An 18,725-nucleotide genomic window follows, 5' to 3' on the forward strand; every position below is an offset into this window, starting at 1 on the left:
ATATTAGAGAGGTATATGATGGATCAAGTAACAACAAAACAGCAAAAAAGTATTTACCATATCTTTATATGGATTGCAGTATTCTCCTTAATTATGATCGGTTTGCTAGAGTGGGGCTATATCGTAGGTGGTCGTGCCTTCGGGAACTATAAAGTCTATACAGGTCTTGTACCTTGGTGTACGTGGATTGTGATGACTTATTTGGCAACTCGTCCTAAATGGTTTACAAGCCGTTATAACTTAGGTGAAATGTTCAAGGTTCACCGTGCATTAGGTATTGCATCTGTAGCTGTTATTGCATTCCATTTATATCTCTATTTTGGTAAAGCTGCTAAATCCGTTCTTGGTTGGTGGGGGGGCTATGTGGCCCTTACTTCTTTCGGCATTGGTACAATCTCTGGACTTGCGTTCTTAACTCCAAAACTTAGAAAAGTAACGGCATCTAGCCGTAATATTGGTATTTGGTTGCACCGTTTCAACTTAGTTGCATTAGTAGCTGCAGATATACATATTCATGGTTTTAATCGCATTTCCAAAATGGTACCATTCTTACAAGTATTTGATATCATCACATATGGCCTTGTTATCTACTGCATCTACTTGATGTTTAAAAAGAAATAATATGAATCACGAGAATCCCTTCTGTATTACACGGAAGGGGTTTTTTATTTATATGTTTATTTCCTAGTGAATTAAATATGGATATTATCAGTTTGACGCATAAATGATTGTGAGATTGATATACATTTTCTCTTTACTCAATTAATGAAAGTTGTTATTATTTTTTGTGTTATATGTGATAATGATAATGAACTTCAAAATTTCATTATCTACTCATTTTATTTTTCTTATTTTAGTGTGTGAGGTTTATTATGATGAAGCGTAAAATGACTAGTGCTTTTGCAGTAGCAGCCATGATGGGTGTGGCTACAGCCTTTGCTGTCAACCCCTTCTCCGATGTTCCGTCCGATAGCTGGGCTTACCAAGCGGTAGATCAATTAGCTACAGCTGGTATTATCAATGGTTATCCTGATGGTACTTTCAAAGGCCAAAATAACATTACTCGTTACGAAATGGCTCAAATGATTGCGAAAGGCATGGCTAATCAAGATCGTGCTAATGCAGAACAACAAGCTATGTTGAACCGCTTGGCCGACGAGTTCTCCAACGAATTGAATACACTTGGTGTGCGTGTAGCTAAATTGGAAGACCGCGTAGGCAATGTAAAGGTTACTGGTGATGCTCGTATCAACTACATCGGCAGAGAGGGTATCGATGGTTATGATTATGAAGATAAAATTACAGCCCGTGTACGTTTAGGTCTAGATGCAAAGGTTAATAAAAATACATCTGTTAAAGCACGTATTACAACAGGCTCTATTGAGTTAGGTGATAGTTCTAAAGAAGCTCAAGCTAACTGGGATTTGGCATATGTAGAGCACAAATTTGGTAAAAATGTAGTCGTTGATGCTGGTCGTTATACTCAAAAATTTGGCGGCGGCTTGATTTATAGCTCTAACTTTGATGGTGTAGGTGCTACAGCTAAGGTAGGTAAAAAAGTTACATTAAATGGTGCGTATGGTTATATGACAGCAGGCCGTTTTGCTAAGACGAGTAAAGCTGATAATGGTGATGTAGGTCTTATCAATGCCAATGTGGCTGTTAATGATCGCTTTAGCTTTGGCGGTATGTTTGCTCATGTTGGTACCACGAATGTACGTATGGGTAATGGCAAGAAAAATAACGAATTCGATAATGTATATGGCTTTAATGCTAAATACAATGTTGGTAAACTCGGTATTGATGGTGAGTGGGTAAAAGCATCTGCCTTAAGTGATTCTGATATTTGGAACGTAGGCGTTAAATGGGGCGATTATAAAATTAACAAGAAGAACTCTTGGATTATCCGCTTAGATTACTTTGATCAAGCTAAAAATGCACCTGTATTTAAAACGCAAAAATATGAATCTAATGATTTATTAAAGAAAACACGGTATGAAGGTTATAAAGCATGGCAATTAGGTGCATCTTATGCACCAGAGAAAAATATTGGTATTAATGCATACTATGGCTTTAATGCTAAAACACAAGACGGCAATCGTGTAAATGATTACTACCGTGCAGACCTTAACTTCAAATTCTAATTTTGATGCTTACGATTAGGCTGATAGTTAATCAATGATTAGTTCTAAGTAGAATGCTATGTGGATTGAAATTGTTTAGCATGCTACATTAGACCAACTAGCTATATACTAGTAGTTCGTATAATAATTAGTGAGGTTTATATGGCAGAAGTAGTAAAAAAGCAGTTTAAAAGTAAATATCATATTTTAATTTGGATTGCAGTTTTATCTTTAATATTTATGGGTATGGTTGAATATGGTTATGTAACAGGTGGTAGACCATTTGGTAACTGGAAGGTTCATTTAGGCCTTGTGCCGTATGTTGCATGGCTTGTATTGACATACATTGCGACAAAACCAAAATGGTTTATCACACGATATAATCCTAAAGAGATGTTTGATATTCATCGCATTGTAGGGGTTGTCAGTGTTATCCTCGTATGTGCCCATTGGTATGTATATTTCTTGAAAGCTCTAAAGTCATTCTTAGGTTTCTGGGGCGGATATATCTCCCTTGTAGCGATGTTTATTGCTCTTATCTTTGCAGTGTTGTACTTATCACCTTGGGTTGGCAATATGGCAAAGTCCGTATCCCGTAAAAAAGCAATCTGGATTCATCGTTTAAATCTAATTGCCATCATTGCGGCAAATATTCACGTGCATGGTTTTGGCCGTTTATCTAAAATGGTGCCATTCTTACCAGTATTTGATGTAGTAACATATGCACTTGTTATCTATTACATCTACTGGATGTTCAAACAAAAATAGTATGATTGTCATACCTTTTGGATGAGGTTGAAAGTCATATAGTATAAAGGCCATCTCTATCCTTTATGTGATAAGAGATGGTCTTTTTTTTCTGTTTAGGATACAATAATATTATGGGTTTATATTCTATAAATCCTTAAAAATATACAGTCTATTAATAAAATAGAGTATGTAATAACTTTAAAAGTTAAGAAAGAAGGTCATTATGGATTCTTCTTGGAAACGAATTATTTATCTGATCTGTATTATACAGATCGGTGGGGGCATAACGATTATAGGGGTACTATCATTCCTACCGTTATTTCTTATAGAGTTAGGTCTACATAATCCAGGTGAAGCTGCTATGTGGGCTGGTATCGTATCAGGTGTAACGCCTTGTATGGTAGCGCTCAGTGCACCGTATTGGTCGCGCAAGGCAAATCAACTGGGACCACGTAAGGTAATGATGTTTATCTTATTTACCTTAATGGTTACAGTAGGGGCCTGTGCTTTCACACAAACCCCGTCTCAGCTATTGGTTCTAAGAATTTTGCAAGGTGTAGTAGGTGGCTATGTACCGATAGGTTTAGCTATTATTGTCCTCATAACGCCTGAGGAAAAGGTGCCATGGGCGATGGGGCTATATCAAGCCTCTATGGTGATGGGGCTCGTGTTTGGACCTCTTATGGGGGGCTTAGCGGCCGATCTATTAGGCTATAGGGCACCATTCTTTGTATTTTCTGGATTGACTGGAATTTGCTTATTAGGTATTTATTTCTTAATGCCTAATCTGCAGTTTAAGCACAAGGTTGATGCTCAAGAATCACAGATTTCTTTGATTAAATCATTTCTAATGATACCCCGAGTTCGCCTATTAGTAGCGATGCAGTTTTTGTGTAATTTTGGTATTACTGGCATTGGTCCAATCTTACCGCTTTATATCAAACATTATATGTCTGTGAATGATGAATTTGTTGCTACTATTGTGGGCATCATTATCTTTGGAGCTGGTTTGTTTAGCGCATTGGCATCCATTTCAATCAGTAAGGTTACACAACGATTGACGATGCCACGTATTATCTTTACCGCTACATGGGCTGTGGGGTCCCTATTTATCTTGCAATACTTGATGCCTAGCATATGGGGCCTTGGTATATTCCGTGCTATTGCAGGATTCTTTATGGGCTTTATTGCACCAATCGCAAATACCCTAATATCTAAAGCTGTTCCTATTGAGCGGCGCGGTATTGTCTTTGGGGCCGTATCTAGTGTAGCTATGATGGGCAATGTATTGGGGCCTGTTATTAGTGGTATTATTGCACGTGCTTTTGGCTATGGTGCTGTATTCTGGTCTACAGCGGCTATATTCTTTGTAGCGTCCTGGTTTGTATACCGTAATTTAGTTGTGTCTAGCAAATACCAATGAGAGGGGTTGGTAGTTGTTGTGAAGTATGTTAGTGGTGTAGGTCACTAACTATAAGAGAGATGAGAGTGTATCGTTATGTTATTAAAACAATTAGAGTATTTTGTGTGTGTAGTTGATAATAATAGTTTTACCCAAGCTGCGACAGAGCAATATGTGTCTCAATCTGCTATTTCACAACAAATTAAAGCCCTTGAAACGAGTCTTGGGGTGGAGCTGATGGTGAGAGAAAAGAGAAGCTTTCACCTAACACCAGCGGGACAATATCTATATCGCTCTGGTAAAAAATTACTAGAACGGTTTCACGATATTAAGGTAGAAACAACCCGCATCGGCACAGATGCACGTGTCAGTTTACGGATTGGTTATTTGAATCGTTATAGTGGAATGGCTATGCAGCAAACGGTCATTCGCATGGCGAAGCGCTATAAAAATCTAGATATCCGTATGTATAGTGGCAGCCATGAAGAACTGTATGGCATGTTAGATGATCGCCGTGTAGATGTGATTTTTAATGATCAGTGGCAGATTTTATCTGATGATTTTGAAAGTCATTTGATCGATAAGGCGACTACCGTGATTGAGGTGCCACAAGGGTATACAAAGGAAGGCAGCGTTGAAATTAAAACGATTGATGATTTACCCCTTATCCTAGTATGCCGTGGTAAGTATACGATAGGAGAGGAGGAGCACTATCGTAAGGCCATTGGCTATGCTGGAGCCTTTGCGTATGCTCGTACTTTAGAGGAAGCGCGCTATTTAGTGGCAGGCCAACAAGGCTTATTGTTATTAGATCGCTTTAAATACTTAACAGACTCCATGCCTGGCATTGAGCGCAAGGTATTGACTAATCATGGCAAATCCATGGAACGTAATTACTACTTTGTATCTCAACGAAATCAAAGTAATACTTATGTAGAAGCCTTTAGAGAAATGTTTAATCAAGTTTTGTCAGAGTTTTAATATACTCAGAGTTTTACTATACGAAGATGAATTATAGTAAAACAAAATTCATCGTTATATAACAAAAGATATTTGTATAACAACAGATATTTGCAATATAAAAGCCGTTAGCATATGCTAACGGCTTTGTTGTTTAAGGATTATACTATTGGAGATATTTTGATTAAATATATTCTAAAAGCATTGTAACCCCATCGATGAACAATTTTATACCATAAATGACGAGGACAGCGCCACAGAAGCGGTTGATCCAAGCCATATGGGTGATTTTGATTTTTTTTGCTAACAGATGCATGGTAGCGGCTAAGGATCCAAACCAAATTGGTGTCATAACTAAAAAACCGCCAAAGAAGTGGTAAATGTTCTCTTCTGGGATATTAGCTTGAAAAGCACCGAGCATCATAGTTGCATCAAGTACTGCTTGAGGATTGCCCCAAGATACAGCGATAGCAGATATGATAATCTTACGAATAGGGATATGCGTGTTAACATTGCGCATATCTGGTTCAGTTCTGAATATATTAAAGCCCATGTATACAATCAGTAGGCCCCCAAAAAGGAGTACGATAAGCTTTGTAAGCGGCCACATTTCAAGAATGGCGCCGATGCCAAAGAAGGCTGCCGTACTGAGGCTCATATCAAATAGTGCCAATATGATAAGGGTCAATATGATACGACGTATAGGCTGTACCAATGCTGTGTTGATGATGAAGAGGTTTTGCATGCCAACAGGGGCAAATGTTGCGAGACCGACAAGAAGTCCTTGTAAGAAGTACATGTTAACCCTCCTAACTATAGTATGATAAAGTACTAATAAGGTGAATAGTAGCACGAAACCCCTCCATTACTGGAGGGGTTATTACTATTCTAACTATATACAATTATATCATATTAAAATAGGTATGTATATTTCTTACCATAAACCAATCATATGTTGTGTAGCTAGGCTGACTGCTGTGATGGCAATCCAGCAACAAGCACCCAATGCAAGGGCAGAACCACCGGATTTTATCAATTTTACGATATTAGTATTAAGTCCTATAGCAACCATGGCCATTGTAATAAAGTATTTGGAAATAGTTTTGAATACACTCAAGAATTGAATATCTACATTCGCATAGGATAATACTGTTGTAATAAGAGAACAAATCACAAAGTATAAAACAAATTTAGGGAAGATTTTAGCGATGCTAACACTGCTACCATCAGCTTGAGCAGCACTTTGTTTTGCTTTATATACTTGGTAACTTGCTAAACCTAAACAAATAGGAATAATAGCGAGGGTACGTGTTAATTTAACGATTGTCGCATATTCTAGTACTTGTGTACCAGTGCCTTTCATACTATCCCATACGGCAGCTGTAGCTGTTACAGAGGATGTATCGTTTACGGCGGTACCAGCAAATAGACCAAAGCCCATATTGGAAAGACCAATAGCATCACCAAATGGAGGGAATACAAAAGCTGCTACTACATTGAAGAAGAATACAACGGAGATAGCCTGTGCAATATCTTGATCCTCTGCCTTGATGACTGGTGCAGCTGCAGCGATAGCAGAACCACCACAAATGGAGGAACCTACGCCGATAAGTACAGCTGTATTAGAGTCGATATGAGTGAGTCGATAGATAACATAGGACACGATTAAGGATGTAGCGATGGTTGAAATGATGACAGGTAATGAAATCCAACCTACATGTAAAATCTGTGTAATATTTAAGCCAAAGCCCAATAAAATAACAGCCCATTGTAAAATCTTTTTAGATGTGAAGCCGATGCCGGCACCAGTTTTTTCGCGCTTCCAAGATGTGAATATAGAGCCAATAATTATACCTAAGATGATAGCAAAGATTGGGCTACCGATTAGATGAAACTCTAGGCCTAATAGCCAACAAGGAATAGCGAGGACTGCACAGAGCAGAATGCCTGGCAACGTTTTTTGATTGATACCCATAATAAAAATCTCCTTACTGTACATACAGTTCACGCCATATGTGGTATCATGTGGCGTTTCTCTTCTATAGTTTTAATAATACCACATTGGGGGAATTATAATCTACTAGTAATGTAAGAAATATACAGTATATTCATTTTTATAAATATATAAGAACGAAGAGTATAATAAATGAATATTAATTATAAATATTGAATTAATACGATTTTTGTGGATTTCTTATGAAGGATATAGGTTATAATAAATATTTATATGTGATGAAAATCTCTTGTTTTTCATTGAATATATTGTATATAATGAATAGAATCTATTTTATAGATAGAAATGTAAATGAGGTACCTTATGATTGATATTAAACAAATAATTGAAACTAATAAAGAGTATGTGAAAAACCACCCAGAATTACCAAAAGCAGGATTAACAAGCCATCCTACAAAAAAACTAGGTATTGTCACATGTATGGATACGCGTTTAGTATGCATGCTTGAAGAGGCATTAGGTTTTAATCGTGGCGAAATTATCGTCATTAAAACAGCTGGTAATAGCGTAACACAACCTATCGATAATATCGTTCAAAGCTTGCTTGTTGCTACCTATGGTATGGGGATTGAAGATGTATTAGTCATCGGCCATGAAAACTGCGGCATGATTGATTTCTCCGCTACAACATTTATGGAATCCATGAAAGAAAAAGGTATCAGTGAAGATGCAATCCGCATGATCGAACCAGGCCTTATTGACTGGATGGATCGTTTCCATATCTCCGAAGACAATGTAATCTATACAGTTAATTTCTTGCGTAACCACCCACTATTCCCAAAAGGAATGGGATTCTATGGTGGCATGATGGACCCTGATACAGGCGAATTCCGCTACCTTGAAATATAATCTGAGATTTGATGGGGCCCAAGTTGATTTGTACATTTAAGTGAAAAAGAGTGATGACTAAAGTCATCACTCTTTTTTCTTTCCCCTTATATAGCTAACCTATTATTCTCGCATTTAAGGTTGCGGTTAGGACTATATGGGACTATTACATAAGTACAGCCATAAAAATCACAGAACCTAGTAAAGAGCGACTTAGTTTACTATGGAGCGATGAGCTAGGTTCTGTGATTTTTAATTTAGCTCCCACTGATGTATTGGGGCCCCATATAGTCCTATCATGGTTAACCTTAAGCGTAATAATAGGTTGACTATATATTCCGTTTGGCTGTATATTGTAATTAGATTGTAAACTTACTCACATAAATTAGTTAACCTATGCGGCGTTAAGTATCGCTGAGAGGAGACATGTATGAAGCAGTTAGGTATTTCTATAATTGGTACAGATACAGATGTAGGCAAGACGTTTGTGACAGGGCTGTTAGGGGCCATGGCTGTAGATGATGGTTTTGCGGTTGGTATGGTTAAACCAGTGTCCTCTAGTGCGGTACCTTTTCCTGAATGTGTAACGATGGATGAGGATAATTATAATGTTGGCCTTGAAAGCAAGGATGCTACGCATTTAATGCGTTGCGCAGGTATTCCTGAATCTCGTCGTCATGAGGTTAACCCATATGCTATCGCTGGTGATTTTTCTCCCCGTCTTGCAGCAGAGTTATCTGGTATAGAAATCGATTATGATGTTGTAGTAGCTCATACATTAGATGTTGTTAATCGCTATGATCTAACCTTTGTAGAAGGTGCTGGTGGTATTACAACACCTCTTTACGGCGATAAAACATTCACGGATTTAATGAAAGATATTAAATTACCAGCCATCGTTGTAGCTGATGGACGATTGGGCTCCATTAACCGCGCGATTTTGACTTGTGAATACGCGAAGATGCATGGTATTGAGGTGAAAGCTATCATCGTAAATGATACAACGGCAGTAGATCCATTCTTATTGAAAACAAATGTAGAGGATATGGAACGATATACAGGTATTCCTGTAGTAGCTGTTGTACCGCCATACCAAGGGCCAGATATTCAAAAGGTTCAGCTTGGTTGGGCTCGATCCTTTGTGGATTCTAAGAAGGTATGGAATACAGTATTAGGTATATAGTAGTTAGATATTGTAATTTAATTTAGACTAATTATTTATGGTAATAGACTGTTATAGTAATTGAGTATTATAGGTATTGAGAGTTATAGTTTGTAGAATTTGTACGTATGAGGTGACGAAATGGCAGAGAAACAGCTTTCACAAGCAGCACAGTGGGACCATGAGTTTGTATGGCATCCATTTACACAAATGCAAGATTGGTTAGCACAAGAACCAGTAGTAATCGAACGTGGTGAGGGGGTATACCTCATCGATGAGAACGGTAAAAAGTATTATGACGGCGTGTCCTCCTTATGGGTTAATATTCATGGACACAATCATCCTGTATTAAACCAAGCCTTGAAGGAACAAGTGGATAAGATTGCTCATAGCACATTGCTCGGTCTTGTAAGCCCGCCATCTGCACAGTTGTGTAAAGAATTGGTAGAGCTCGCGCCAGAAGGCTTAAATAAAGTATTCTTATCCGATGATGGCAGTACGGCTATTGAAGTTGCTATCAAGATGGCCTACCAATATCGCCAACTTGTAGGACAAACAAAGAAAACTAAGTTCATTGCCCTTAATGCAGGCTATCACGGGGATACATTAGGCACCGTATCTGTAGGTGGTATTCAATTATTCCACCAAGTATTCCATAATTTATTATTCAAACCTTTGACATTGCCAAGCCCTGGTGTATATCGCGATGTAGCTGATCGAGAAAAAGCCTTTGAAGAGTCTTTGGCCGAATTAGAACGCATCCTCAACGAAGAGGGCGATGAAATCACAGCTCTCGTTATGGAACCATTAGTACAAGCTGCAGCAGGCATGCTTGTTATGCCTCATGGCTATTTGAAACGGGTTCGTGAATTAACGGCGAAACATGACGTATTCCTCATTGTCGATGAAGTAGCCACAGGCTTTGGTCGTACAGGTAAATTCTTTGCCTGTGAACACGAAGGGGTAGCGCCAGACTTCATGACCTTGTCCAAAGGTATTACTGGCGGTTATATGCCGCTCGCTGCTACATTGACGACACAACGTGTATTCGATGCCTTCCTCGGTACATTTGAAGAAAAGAAAACCTTCTACCATGGCCACTCCTATACAGGGAATGCCTTGGCTTGTGCCGTCGCACTAGCTTCTTTACAAGTATTCCGCGATGAAAAGGTTATCGAAGGATTACCTAAGAAAATCGAGGCTTTCACCAATGCATTGAAGCCAATTGAAAACTTGAAACATGTTAAAGAGGTTCGTCAACGAGGCCTCATCGTAGGGATTGAACTTGAAAAAGATGTGGCTACTCATGAGGCGTATCGTCCAAATGATGCGGTAGGGGCTAAAGTGGCCATCCTTGCTCGTGAACAAGGCCTCATCTGCCGTCCAATCGGTGATGTGGTAATCCTCATGCCGCCATTGGCGTCCACTGTGGAACAATTAGAGGATATGGTTCGCATTGTTGGTGAAAGTATCCAACGAGCTACCGAAGAAGAGGGGATTCTCGAAGATTTACGGCCAATTATTTTGTAAAAATATAGGATCAAGCATTTTATAAAGGTTTGGTGTAATAATAAAAGCTATATATGTCACGATTCTACAGACGATGTAGGCTGTCGACATATATAGCTTTTTATATTTATTTATTATGATGTTTTAGTTATGTCTTTAAACTATAGACTATACATTGTGAAAATTCGATGATATTTCTGCATATCTATGATACTATATATGTATAAAGGAGGTCATCGTATGGACATTTATGTAATTATGCAAGTTATTATTTTATTTGGTGCCATCTTCCTCGGCGTTCGTCTAGGTGGTATGGGCATCGGTTACGCTGGCGGCCTTGGTGTAGTGTTGTTAAGCCTCGGCATGGGGATGTTCCCAGGGCAGATCCCTTGGGATGTAATCCTCATCATCATGTCTGCTATCGCTGCTATTTGTGCTTTACAACTCGCTGGCGGTCTCGATTATTTGGTGCGTATTGCAGAAGGTATTTTGCGTAAAAATCCTAAGCATATCAACTACTTAGCACCAACAGTTACGTATTTCTTAACGCTATTGGCTGGTACAGGTCATACAGCATTTTCTATGATTCCTGTAATTGTAGAGGTGGCAAAAAGTGAAAATATTAAGCCATCTGTACCATTATCCATTGCCGTTGTAGCAAGCCAAATTGGTATTACAGCGAGCCCAGTATCCGCAGCAGTTGTTGCTATGAGTGGTTTCCTTGAACCATATGGGGTTAACTATCCAACATTGCTTGCCATCTGCATTTCTACAACATTCGTAGCGGTTATGATTACGGCATTTATCATGTCTACCTTCGCGAATAATGATTTGTCTTCCGATCCAGTTTACCAAGAACGTCTGGCAGCAGGTCATGTGGCTCCACCTCGTGAAAAGAGTGCTGATTTCCACTTGAAACCAGGTGCGAAAACTTCTGTATTGATTTTCTTGATTGGTATTATTTGTATCGTATTCTATGCAACTGCCATCTCCAAGAACATTGGTCTTATTAAACCTGTTATTTTTGGTCGAAATGATGCCATCGTTGGTTTCATGATGGTAATTGCAGCGGCTATTACATTCTTCTGTAAAATTGATACAGCACAACTTGTTAATACAAGCACATTTAAATCCGGTTTATCCGCATGTGTCTGCGTACTAGGCGTAGCATGGTTGGGCGATACTTTTGTAAAAGGTCATATTCCTGAAATTAAAGCTCTTGCATCTAGCTTGGTAACAGCATATCCATTCCTATTAGCTGTAGCATTCTTCTTTGCTAGTACATTGTTGTATAGCCAAGCGGCGACTACACAAGCATTGGTACCAGCTGTAATTCTAGCTCTCGGTATTACTCCAGAAAACCCAGGATCCGTATACATTATTATCGCATCCTTCGCAGCCGTATCTGCACTTTTTGTATTGCCTACATACCCAACACTCTTGGGGGCTGTACAAATGGACGATACCGGCTCAACACGAATCGGTAAGCTTGTATTTAACCATCCGTTCTTTATCCCTGGCGTACTTGCCATCGCTATTTCAGTAGCACTTGGCTTTGTAGTAGCTCCATTGATGTTGTAATGGTGAAAGCTAATTAAGGCTAATACAAAAGATAATAAAATTACAAAAGGACGTAACTCTTAAAGTTACGTCCTTTTTCTTGCATTTACTTATAGATTTTTACTAGCCTTTATTCTTGCAGTTTTTACAGAGCCCCGCAATTTCTAGATGATGTTCTGTCACCGTAAAGCCTGCATCTGTTAGTTCCTGTGGCATTTCTACGACAGGACAGGTGTGAAGAGGAATCATGGCCCCACATTTAGTACATACTGCATAGTGACGATGCGTATGAGGAGTTATCTCATAATATGCCATATCGCTGCCCATGAGTGTTGTACGGGTAACAATATCTTTTGTTTCTAATAATTCAAGCGTACGGTAGATGGTAGACATCCATGTGGTGCTACCATCGCCTAATCGCTCTGCGATTTCCATAGCAGTAATCGGTTTATCTGTAGTTGTTAATACTGACCAAATGGCTTCGCGCTGTTTGGTCTTTTTTATGCCTTCAGGCCAATTTGTTGTATTCATAACGCTCTTTTGATTCTGTTTTAATACTAAATATGCTACACAAGTATAAGTAGATAATTTATTTTGCACAGGATAGCTGTCTTATTTTGCTAATAGAATAGCTATCTATATATTGATGATTATCTTTGTTTACTTGCTAAATTGCATACGGCGTAGGATGGTTCTGATGTTTTTGATAACTAATACTACGAGTAGTATTGCAACCGATGTAAGAGATACAAAACCACCTGGAGCTACGTTGAGATAATAGGATCCGAATAGGCCGATGACCATGGCTAGCAAACTAAATCCAATAGAACAGAGTAATGTGGTCCTAAATCCTTTTTCTAATTGTAATGCCGATGCTACAGGTAAGGCAATCATAGCACTTAATACGAGAACGCCGACGATTTTAATAGAAATGGATACGGCTGCAGCCATTAAGATAGCAAAGATATAATTGATAAAATCAACCTTAACACCTGCTACGCGCGCGGCCTCTTCATCATAGGCGATGTAGAGGAGTGAGTTATATAAGAAATATAAGGTTAAAACAGATAGAATAGTTAGGGCTGCAATGCTAATCATATCTGTAGTGTTTACGGTTAAGATGCTACCGAAGAAGAACACATTAGCATTAGCTTTCAACTTGCCTGAACTAATTAGCGTAATAGCGGTACCAATACTAAGTGACAAGATGATGGTTAGGATCAAATCGAGATGGTGGGAGAAGTATTTTCGCAAGAACTCGATGAGGGCACCGCAGATAGCGGTAAAGATGAATGCTCCTAAGATAGGATTGGTATTTGTTAATAAGCCTAATGTAATACCTGCTAGCGATGCATGGCTCATGGTATCGCCAATCATACTAGAACGGCGTAGAACCATGAAAATACCGATGCATGGACAGAGTAGAGAAATGCAGATGGCTACGAAGAAGGCATTTTGCATGAAATCATAATTAAACATGGTGCACCTCCTTAGTTGTAGTATCATCGGCCTGAGCCTGAGCCTGAGCCTGAGCCTGAGCCTGAGGTGTTACATCTGTAAAGCAAGCACAATTTTCGTGATCCATAGGATTGCGCCCTGTGCTGTGCATGATTTCACTAGCGTATTGTTCAGGAGAGCAAAGGTGACCTTGGCCATTTGCGATGTGGTAGATATTAGTTGAATTGGCTAGGGCCATTTCAAGGTTATGTTCTACGGAGATAATTGTAATGTGGTGTACTTGGTTTAACTCGCGCAAAAGGGTGTAGATGCCTTCTTGGCTTTTCCGGTCGATACCAGTAGATGGTTCATCGAGTATGATGAGGTCAGGGCTGCCGATGAGGGCACGCGCGATAGATACGCGTTGCGCTTGACCACCTGACAGTTTACTGATTAAACGGTCTTTGAACGCCGTCATATTGGTAAGCTCTAATACGCGATCTACTTCATGCTTATCTTTAATCTTTAGTAATTTACGGTAGGAATCGAGGATTTCTTTTACCGTAATAGGGAAGCCTGCATGAGAAAAATCATTCTTCTGAGACACGTAGCGAATGTTGTTCGTATCTCGTTTGATAGAGCCCTTTACAGGTGTAAGGAATCCTAAAATGAGGCGTAGCAAGGTGCTTTTACCACACCCATTATCCCCAACAATGGATATATAATCACCACTGTGAATATGTAAGTTAAGGTCATTCAACACATAAGGTGGCTGACCTTGGTAGGAAAAATAAAGATGTTCTATGGATAACATATAAAAACCACTTTTCTAATTGACAAAATCTTGAGTAAGTTTATACTATAACTATATTACAAATGCAACTGAGTCGCAACTGCAACTAAAGAATGGTTACTATTCGATGAAAGCATAGCGATCAGGATTTCACAAAGGAGGACTACGATGGTCAAGAAGCTGGTTTTGTTAATGATAGGGATCATGATGGCTGCCTTATTTGCAGGCTGTGGCAATGATGCACCAAAGGAACAAGCAGGTAAGAAGATCCAAGTGGTAACAAGTTTTAATGCCATGGCTGAATTCGCAAAAGCTATTGGTGGTGACAAGGTAGAGGTATCTACCATTATTCCAGATGGCGTAGAGCCACATGATTTCGAGTTGAAACCTGAAAATATGAAACAATTGGCAACAGCTCAAGTATTCGTGTACAACGGTTTTGGTATGGAACCTTGGGCACAACAAGCGATTGATGCGGCTAAAAATAGCAAACTCATCACTGTTGTTGCTACAGATGGCGTAGAAGCTATCAAAAATACTGATCCTGAAGAAATTAAAGAACATGGTGCAGAAGATCCTCACGCATGGTTATCTTTGAAAAATGCAAAAATCGAAGTAAAAAATATTAAAGACGCTTTCGTAAAAGCTGACCCAGCAAACAAAGATTACTATGAAAAGAATTATAATGAATATGTTGCTAAATTAGATGCAATGATCAAAAAATATGAAGATCAATTCGCTAAAGCTCCTCATAAAAACTTCGTTACTGGTCATGCAGCATTTGCGTACTTATGCCGTGACTTTGGGTTAGAACAAAATAGTGTAGAAGATGTATTTGCCGAAGGCGAACCAAACGCAGCTCAATTGGCTGAACTCATCAAATACTGTAAAGAAAACAATATTACTACTATCTTTGCAGAAGAAATGGCTAGTCCAGAAGTATCTAAAACTTTGGCAAGCGAAGTTGGTGCTAAGGTAGAAACTATTTACACAATCGAAAGCAACGAAGATAATAAAACATACTTAGAACGTATGGATGAAAACCTTACAAAAATTGCAGCATCTTTACAATAAGATGAACAAAAAAGCAGCCCTTATAAGGCTGCTTTTTTTGTTCTACTTATCGTTCGCAAGATTTAAAGTTATAATATCTTTAATTTTTATGTCTATAGTATAATATATATAATGAAAATAAATAAAAAGGAGGTCCAACATGGTTATCACTAATAGATTGGGGATTACCGATTCCCCAACATTGGCTAGAGAAGAAGAACGAATTAGTAAAAAAACAGCAACAACACTGTTTGAAGAAAACTTACTTAATGATATGCCTAGTGGTACGTGGACTACCTTGCAAAGAATCCATACTATATTATTCCAAGATATATATGATTTTGCTGGTGCATTACGAAGTGTGAATATTGCTAAAGGCAATTTCCGCTTTGTTCCTGTCATGTATCTTGCTGAAGCAGTTAGAACCATTGAAGATATGCCGCAATCTACTTTTGATGAAATTGTGGAAAAGTATGTTGAAATGAATGTCGCTCATCCTTTTAGAGAAGGTAATGGGCGTAGCATGCGATTATGGCTTGATCATATGTTGTGTACAGAACTACAAAAGACCATCGATTGGAGTCAGGTTGATAAAGAGCAATATTTGTCTGCTATGGAACGAAGCCCGGTAAATGACTTAGAAATAAAAGCGGTTTTATCTAAAGCACTTACCAGTGATATTAATAATCGAGAACTATTTATGAAAGGCCTTGACCATAGTTATTATTTTGAAGGATATCAATTGTTTAAAAGTGAAGATTTATAAGGTATAGAATTGTGAATGGTTTGTTTGGCCCATATATAGAAAAATGGATGCGTTTTATCACTGTTAAAAATATGTTGTCATTAGCTGTGGTATCAGCAATCATAACTGATATAGGGTTATATATATTAACGCTAATTTTCCCAAAGAGTCCATTTTTTAAAACATTTATTTGGGAGGTTATAGGCCCTATAGAACTTGAAGCAGTTCCTCTTATAGGATATGTACTTGGAATTGTAGCGTTTGTTCTTGTATCTTCTGGTATTTTATATGGTATTTTTAAGGTCTTTAAGGGGCAGGTTACATATAAGCAACTTGTGGCAGACATGCTTTTAAATAGTTGTATTACTAGTTGGATTCATTTGATTTTCGTACTTTTTGCTGCGCCTATTTATCTTTTCTTGGATTTACATACTAAAGGCGGATCCGGTGGATTAAGCACCATAGAACTATTTAATGTCATTATCATGGCGCAACTGATGTCTAAGCAATTTGGATTGAGTCCTTGGATAACCGGTATTGCATTTTATATCGTATCCTTTGTCTTTGGCATAGGTGGCATTATGTTGTCTATGTCTCTTTAAATACATATGTAATGGAAATGTTGATAGATGCTATTAGGTGTCTATCAACTTTTTTATTACTATATTTGTTTGCATAATTTACAATAAATTTATATTTAATTTAAAAGTGTATTATGATACAATGATAGAAATATATGTGCTTTTGATGTATTTGGAGGGGAACATATGGAACGAAAATGGTATTTAGATCTTTGGGCACTTATTAGAGCGCCATTTAAACGTGGCATTCCAGAGATTGTTGAATTTGGTACAACTCACCGAGGGTTTGCATGTGCCATGGGTATGCTTGTTATTAGTATGCTTGTGAGTTGGATTATACAAGCGGGGATGTCCTATTCCCTAGGTGCTTCACCTTTACAGCTAGGAGCTGCGTTGGGAGTCATGGCTGGGGCAGGCTTTTTTGCACTAGTCTTTTATGCATTAATTGCATTTGCTATATTAGCCATTTATTCAGTGCTCTTTAGTTCAGTGGCTAATAAATTTGGTGCTCATACTAATTATGAGTCTATACTAAAGATTTGTTGGTATGAAAGTGCATATTCTATGTTCATATCCCTTGTTTTATCGATTATTCAAGTGATTTTGATTCTTATCATTCAAGGGTTAAGCTTAGATATTTACGCAGATGAGACTCTTTTGTATATCATTAGTTTCACCTATATTATTTTAGAAATTGTGTTATACATTTGGTATTTCTGGTTGAGCTTAACACTTATGGCACGTCAAATCAAAAAGGGACATCTAGCAACATTTGGTATTGGGCTTTTGGCATCTTTAATTCCAGTAGTCCTTATTGGTATTTTGGTAGGCATGGTTATGCTTGCTACATCTAGATAATTACATAGTATGAAAAATATGAAAGCAAGGTATGAATATACCTTGCTTTTGTGCTATAATGATGAACAGAGTATGAATTAAAAATAAAATGATTGTTATAAATTCGTAATCGTTGTGTTGTGTGATGCATCATTCTATATAGAATGGTGCTATTCTTGTTGTGTAAAAGGTGGTGAGAGGCATGATGGGAGGTTTAGTAGAGTTCGTTTATCGCTTATTAAACCCCATTGAAGAAAAACATCCGCGCATGTACCACTATGATGTTACCTATGGACAGCTTGCATGGATGTTGGTATTGGCCCTCATATGTTATCAATTTACCATCGTTGGTGAAAGCGTCTATTTAGATGCTATACGAGCATTTATACGTAATTCATCGCTTTTGGTAAAGTGGCAATTGTTTTCGCTTCCCGTAGGGCAGCATGAAATACAAGTCTTTTTTGAGCAGCTAAGTAAGCCTCGTGAGTTTTGGAATGTAGGTCGCTTTACGTGGGTAATTTTAAAAGCGGCGCTTATGTCCGGTATCTTGTTAGGTTACGCTATGTTGCAAAAACGTAAGTTCTACATTCGTGGCGTAGTAACTGGTGTTTTACACATGATGGCCTTTGCTCAACTAGTAGTAGCTATGATTACTCTGACGGCGGGTATTATGTTGATTCTTACATCCATACCGATTTTGTTGCAAGCCATTATTGGCTTTTGCATGATTGTTTTATGCATTCTTAGTACTGTATTGCTATTACAGACTATGGGACGCATAGCCGGAGCGTGTATTAATGGCAGTACTTATGAAGGGCTCAGCATTATGTTAATCGCTGTTTTAGTATCACTATTATGTGAAGTGCTATATACATTAACTCGATAATATATAAGGAGTATTATGGCTTGGTATAAAGATATATTACATTTATTTACAAAGTTGAGTGACTGTCTCTTATACACATCTGACG

19 protein-coding genes are annotated in these 18,725 nt (G+C 38.2%); 14 read left to right on the forward strand and 5 right to left on the reverse strand.

Features of this window, described 5'->3' with window-relative positions; all coding sequences use genetic code 11:
* The first annotated feature begins 18 nt into the window (after positions 1–18).
* The 5 genes from QZ334_RS02580 to QZ334_RS02600 all read left to right on the forward strand — a co-directional run bounded on the left by QZ334_RS02580 (position 19) and on the right by QZ334_RS02600 (position 5,256).
* Positions 19–621: a hypothetical protein gene (locus QZ334_RS02580; protein ID WP_295231736.1), complete on the forward strand. Its 603-nt coding sequence runs from the start codon at positions 19–21 to the stop codon at positions 619–621.
* A gap of 251 nt (positions 622–872) precedes the next feature.
* Positions 873–2,144, forward strand: a complete 1,272-nt coding sequence (locus QZ334_RS02585; RefSeq protein ID WP_295231710.1) for a putative porin — start codon at positions 873–875, stop codon at positions 2,142–2,144.
* A 141-nt stretch (positions 2,145–2,285) separates the two neighbouring features.
* A complete protein-coding gene (locus QZ334_RS02590) occupies positions 2,286–2,891 on the forward strand; it encodes a hypothetical protein (protein WP_295231712.1) in 606 nt (201 codons plus the stop codon).
* Positions 2,892–3,096: 205 nt separating this feature from the next.
* Positions 3,097–4,296, forward strand: coding sequence for an MFS transporter (locus tag QZ334_RS02595; RefSeq protein WP_227721198.1), 1,200 nt, complete (start codon positions 3,097–3,099; stop codon positions 4,294–4,296).
* Between the two features lie 75 nt (positions 4,297–4,371).
* Positions 4,372–5,256 (forward strand): LysR family transcriptional regulator, encoded by an 885-nt coding sequence (locus QZ334_RS02600; RefSeq protein WP_005387647.1) that lies wholly within the window; start codon positions 4,372–4,374, stop codon positions 5,254–5,256.
* 163 nt (positions 5,257–5,419) lie between these two features.
* On the opposite strand, the gene QZ334_RS02605 is transcribed toward QZ334_RS02600, so the two are convergent.
* Both QZ334_RS02605 and QZ334_RS02610 read right to left on the reverse strand, forming a co-directional pair.
* The gene (locus tag QZ334_RS02605) at positions 5,420–6,034 is read right to left on the reverse strand and encodes a LysE/ArgO family amino acid transporter (RefSeq protein ID WP_105090086.1); all 615 of its coding nucleotides are present in this window, start codon (positions 6,032–6,034) and stop codon (positions 5,420–5,422) included.
* Between the two features lie 135 nt (positions 6,035–6,169).
* Entirely contained in the window at positions 6,170–7,210 is a 1,041-nt protein-coding gene (locus tag QZ334_RS02610) for a YeiH family protein (RefSeq protein WP_105090087.1), read from the reverse strand.
* Positions 7,211–7,552: 342 nt separating this feature from the next.
* Between QZ334_RS02610 and QZ334_RS02615 the strand changes: the two genes are divergently transcribed.
* The 4 genes from QZ334_RS02615 (at position 7,553) to QZ334_RS02630 (ending at position 12,329) form a co-directional block, all read left to right on the forward strand.
* Positions 7,553–8,098 (forward strand): beta-class carbonic anhydrase, encoded by a 546-nt coding sequence (locus tag QZ334_RS02615; RefSeq protein WP_295231717.1) that lies wholly within the window; start codon positions 7,553–7,555, stop codon positions 8,096–8,098.
* A gap of 409 nt (positions 8,099–8,507) precedes the next feature.
* The gene (gene bioD / locus QZ334_RS02620) at positions 8,508–9,260 is read left to right on the forward strand and encodes a dethiobiotin synthase (RefSeq protein ID WP_295231720.1); all 753 of its coding nucleotides are present in this window, start codon (positions 8,508–8,510) and stop codon (positions 9,258–9,260) included.
* Between the two features lie 120 nt (positions 9,261–9,380).
* Positions 9,381–10,769, forward strand: coding sequence for an adenosylmethionine--8-amino-7-oxononanoate transaminase (gene bioA / locus QZ334_RS02625; RefSeq protein ID WP_105090089.1), 1,389 nt, complete (start codon positions 9,381–9,383; stop codon positions 10,767–10,769).
* 219 nt (positions 10,770–10,988) lie between these two features.
* Positions 10,989–12,329: an anaerobic C4-dicarboxylate transporter gene (locus QZ334_RS02630; RefSeq protein WP_105090090.1), complete on the forward strand. Its 1,341-nt coding sequence runs from the start codon at positions 10,989–10,991 to the stop codon at positions 12,327–12,329.
* Between the two features lie 102 nt (positions 12,330–12,431).
* Here QZ334_RS02630 and QZ334_RS02635 read toward each other — a convergent pair whose 3' ends face one another.
* The 3 genes from QZ334_RS02635 to QZ334_RS02645 all read right to left on the reverse strand — a co-directional run bounded on the left by QZ334_RS02635 (position 12,432) and on the right by QZ334_RS02645 (position 14,559).
* Positions 12,432–12,839 carry a Fur family transcriptional regulator gene (locus QZ334_RS02635; protein ID WP_227721194.1) on the reverse strand — a complete coding sequence of 136 codons (408 nt, stop codon included), beginning with the start codon at positions 12,837–12,839 and terminating at the stop codon, positions 12,432–12,434.
* Positions 12,840–12,968: 129 nt separating this feature from the next.
* Complete coding sequence (locus QZ334_RS02640; RefSeq protein ID WP_039969541.1) at positions 12,969–13,787, reverse strand: metal ABC transporter permease; 819 nt, start codon at positions 13,785–13,787, stop codon at positions 12,969–12,971.
* Complete coding sequence (locus tag QZ334_RS02645) at positions 13,780–14,559, reverse strand: metal ABC transporter ATP-binding protein (RefSeq protein ID WP_295231725.1); 780 nt, start codon at positions 14,557–14,559, stop codon at positions 13,780–13,782. Before QZ334_RS02645 ends, QZ334_RS02640 begins: the two co-directional genes overlap by 8 nt.
* A gap of 147 nt (positions 14,560–14,706) precedes the next feature.
* On the opposite strand from QZ334_RS02645, the gene QZ334_RS02650 reads away from it, so the two are divergent.
* The 5 genes from QZ334_RS02650 (at position 14,707) to QZ334_RS02670 (ending at position 18,640) form a co-directional block, all read left to right on the forward strand.
* The gene (locus QZ334_RS02650; protein WP_005387669.1) at positions 14,707–15,612 is read left to right on the forward strand and encodes a metal ABC transporter substrate-binding protein; all 906 of its coding nucleotides are present in this window, start codon (positions 14,707–14,709) and stop codon (positions 15,610–15,612) included.
* A gap of 139 nt (positions 15,613–15,751) precedes the next feature.
* Entirely contained in the window at positions 15,752–16,357 is a 606-nt protein-coding gene (gene fic / locus QZ334_RS02655) for a protein adenylyltransferase Fic (protein ID WP_295231728.1), read from the forward strand.
* Between the two features lie 11 nt (positions 16,358–16,368).
* Positions 16,369–16,938 (forward strand): hypothetical protein, encoded by a 570-nt coding sequence (locus QZ334_RS02660; protein ID WP_227721191.1) that lies wholly within the window; start codon positions 16,369–16,371, stop codon positions 16,936–16,938.
* Positions 16,939–17,103: 165 nt separating this feature from the next.
* The gene (locus tag QZ334_RS02665) at positions 17,104–17,775 is read left to right on the forward strand and encodes a hypothetical protein (RefSeq protein ID WP_295231732.1); all 672 of its coding nucleotides are present in this window, start codon (positions 17,104–17,106) and stop codon (positions 17,773–17,775) included.
* A gap of 181 nt (positions 17,776–17,956) precedes the next feature.
* Positions 17,957–18,640 carry a hypothetical protein gene (locus QZ334_RS02670; RefSeq protein WP_295231734.1) on the forward strand — a complete coding sequence of 228 codons (684 nt, stop codon included), beginning with the start codon at positions 17,957–17,959 and terminating at the stop codon, positions 18,638–18,640.
* The last annotated feature ends 85 nt before the right edge of the window (positions 18,641–18,725 follow it).

Origin of the sequence: Veillonella sp. (assembly GCF_019414865.1) — a bacterium.
In the GTDB taxonomy this organism is placed as follows: domain Bacteria; phylum Bacillota; class Negativicutes; order Veillonellales; family Veillonellaceae; genus Veillonella.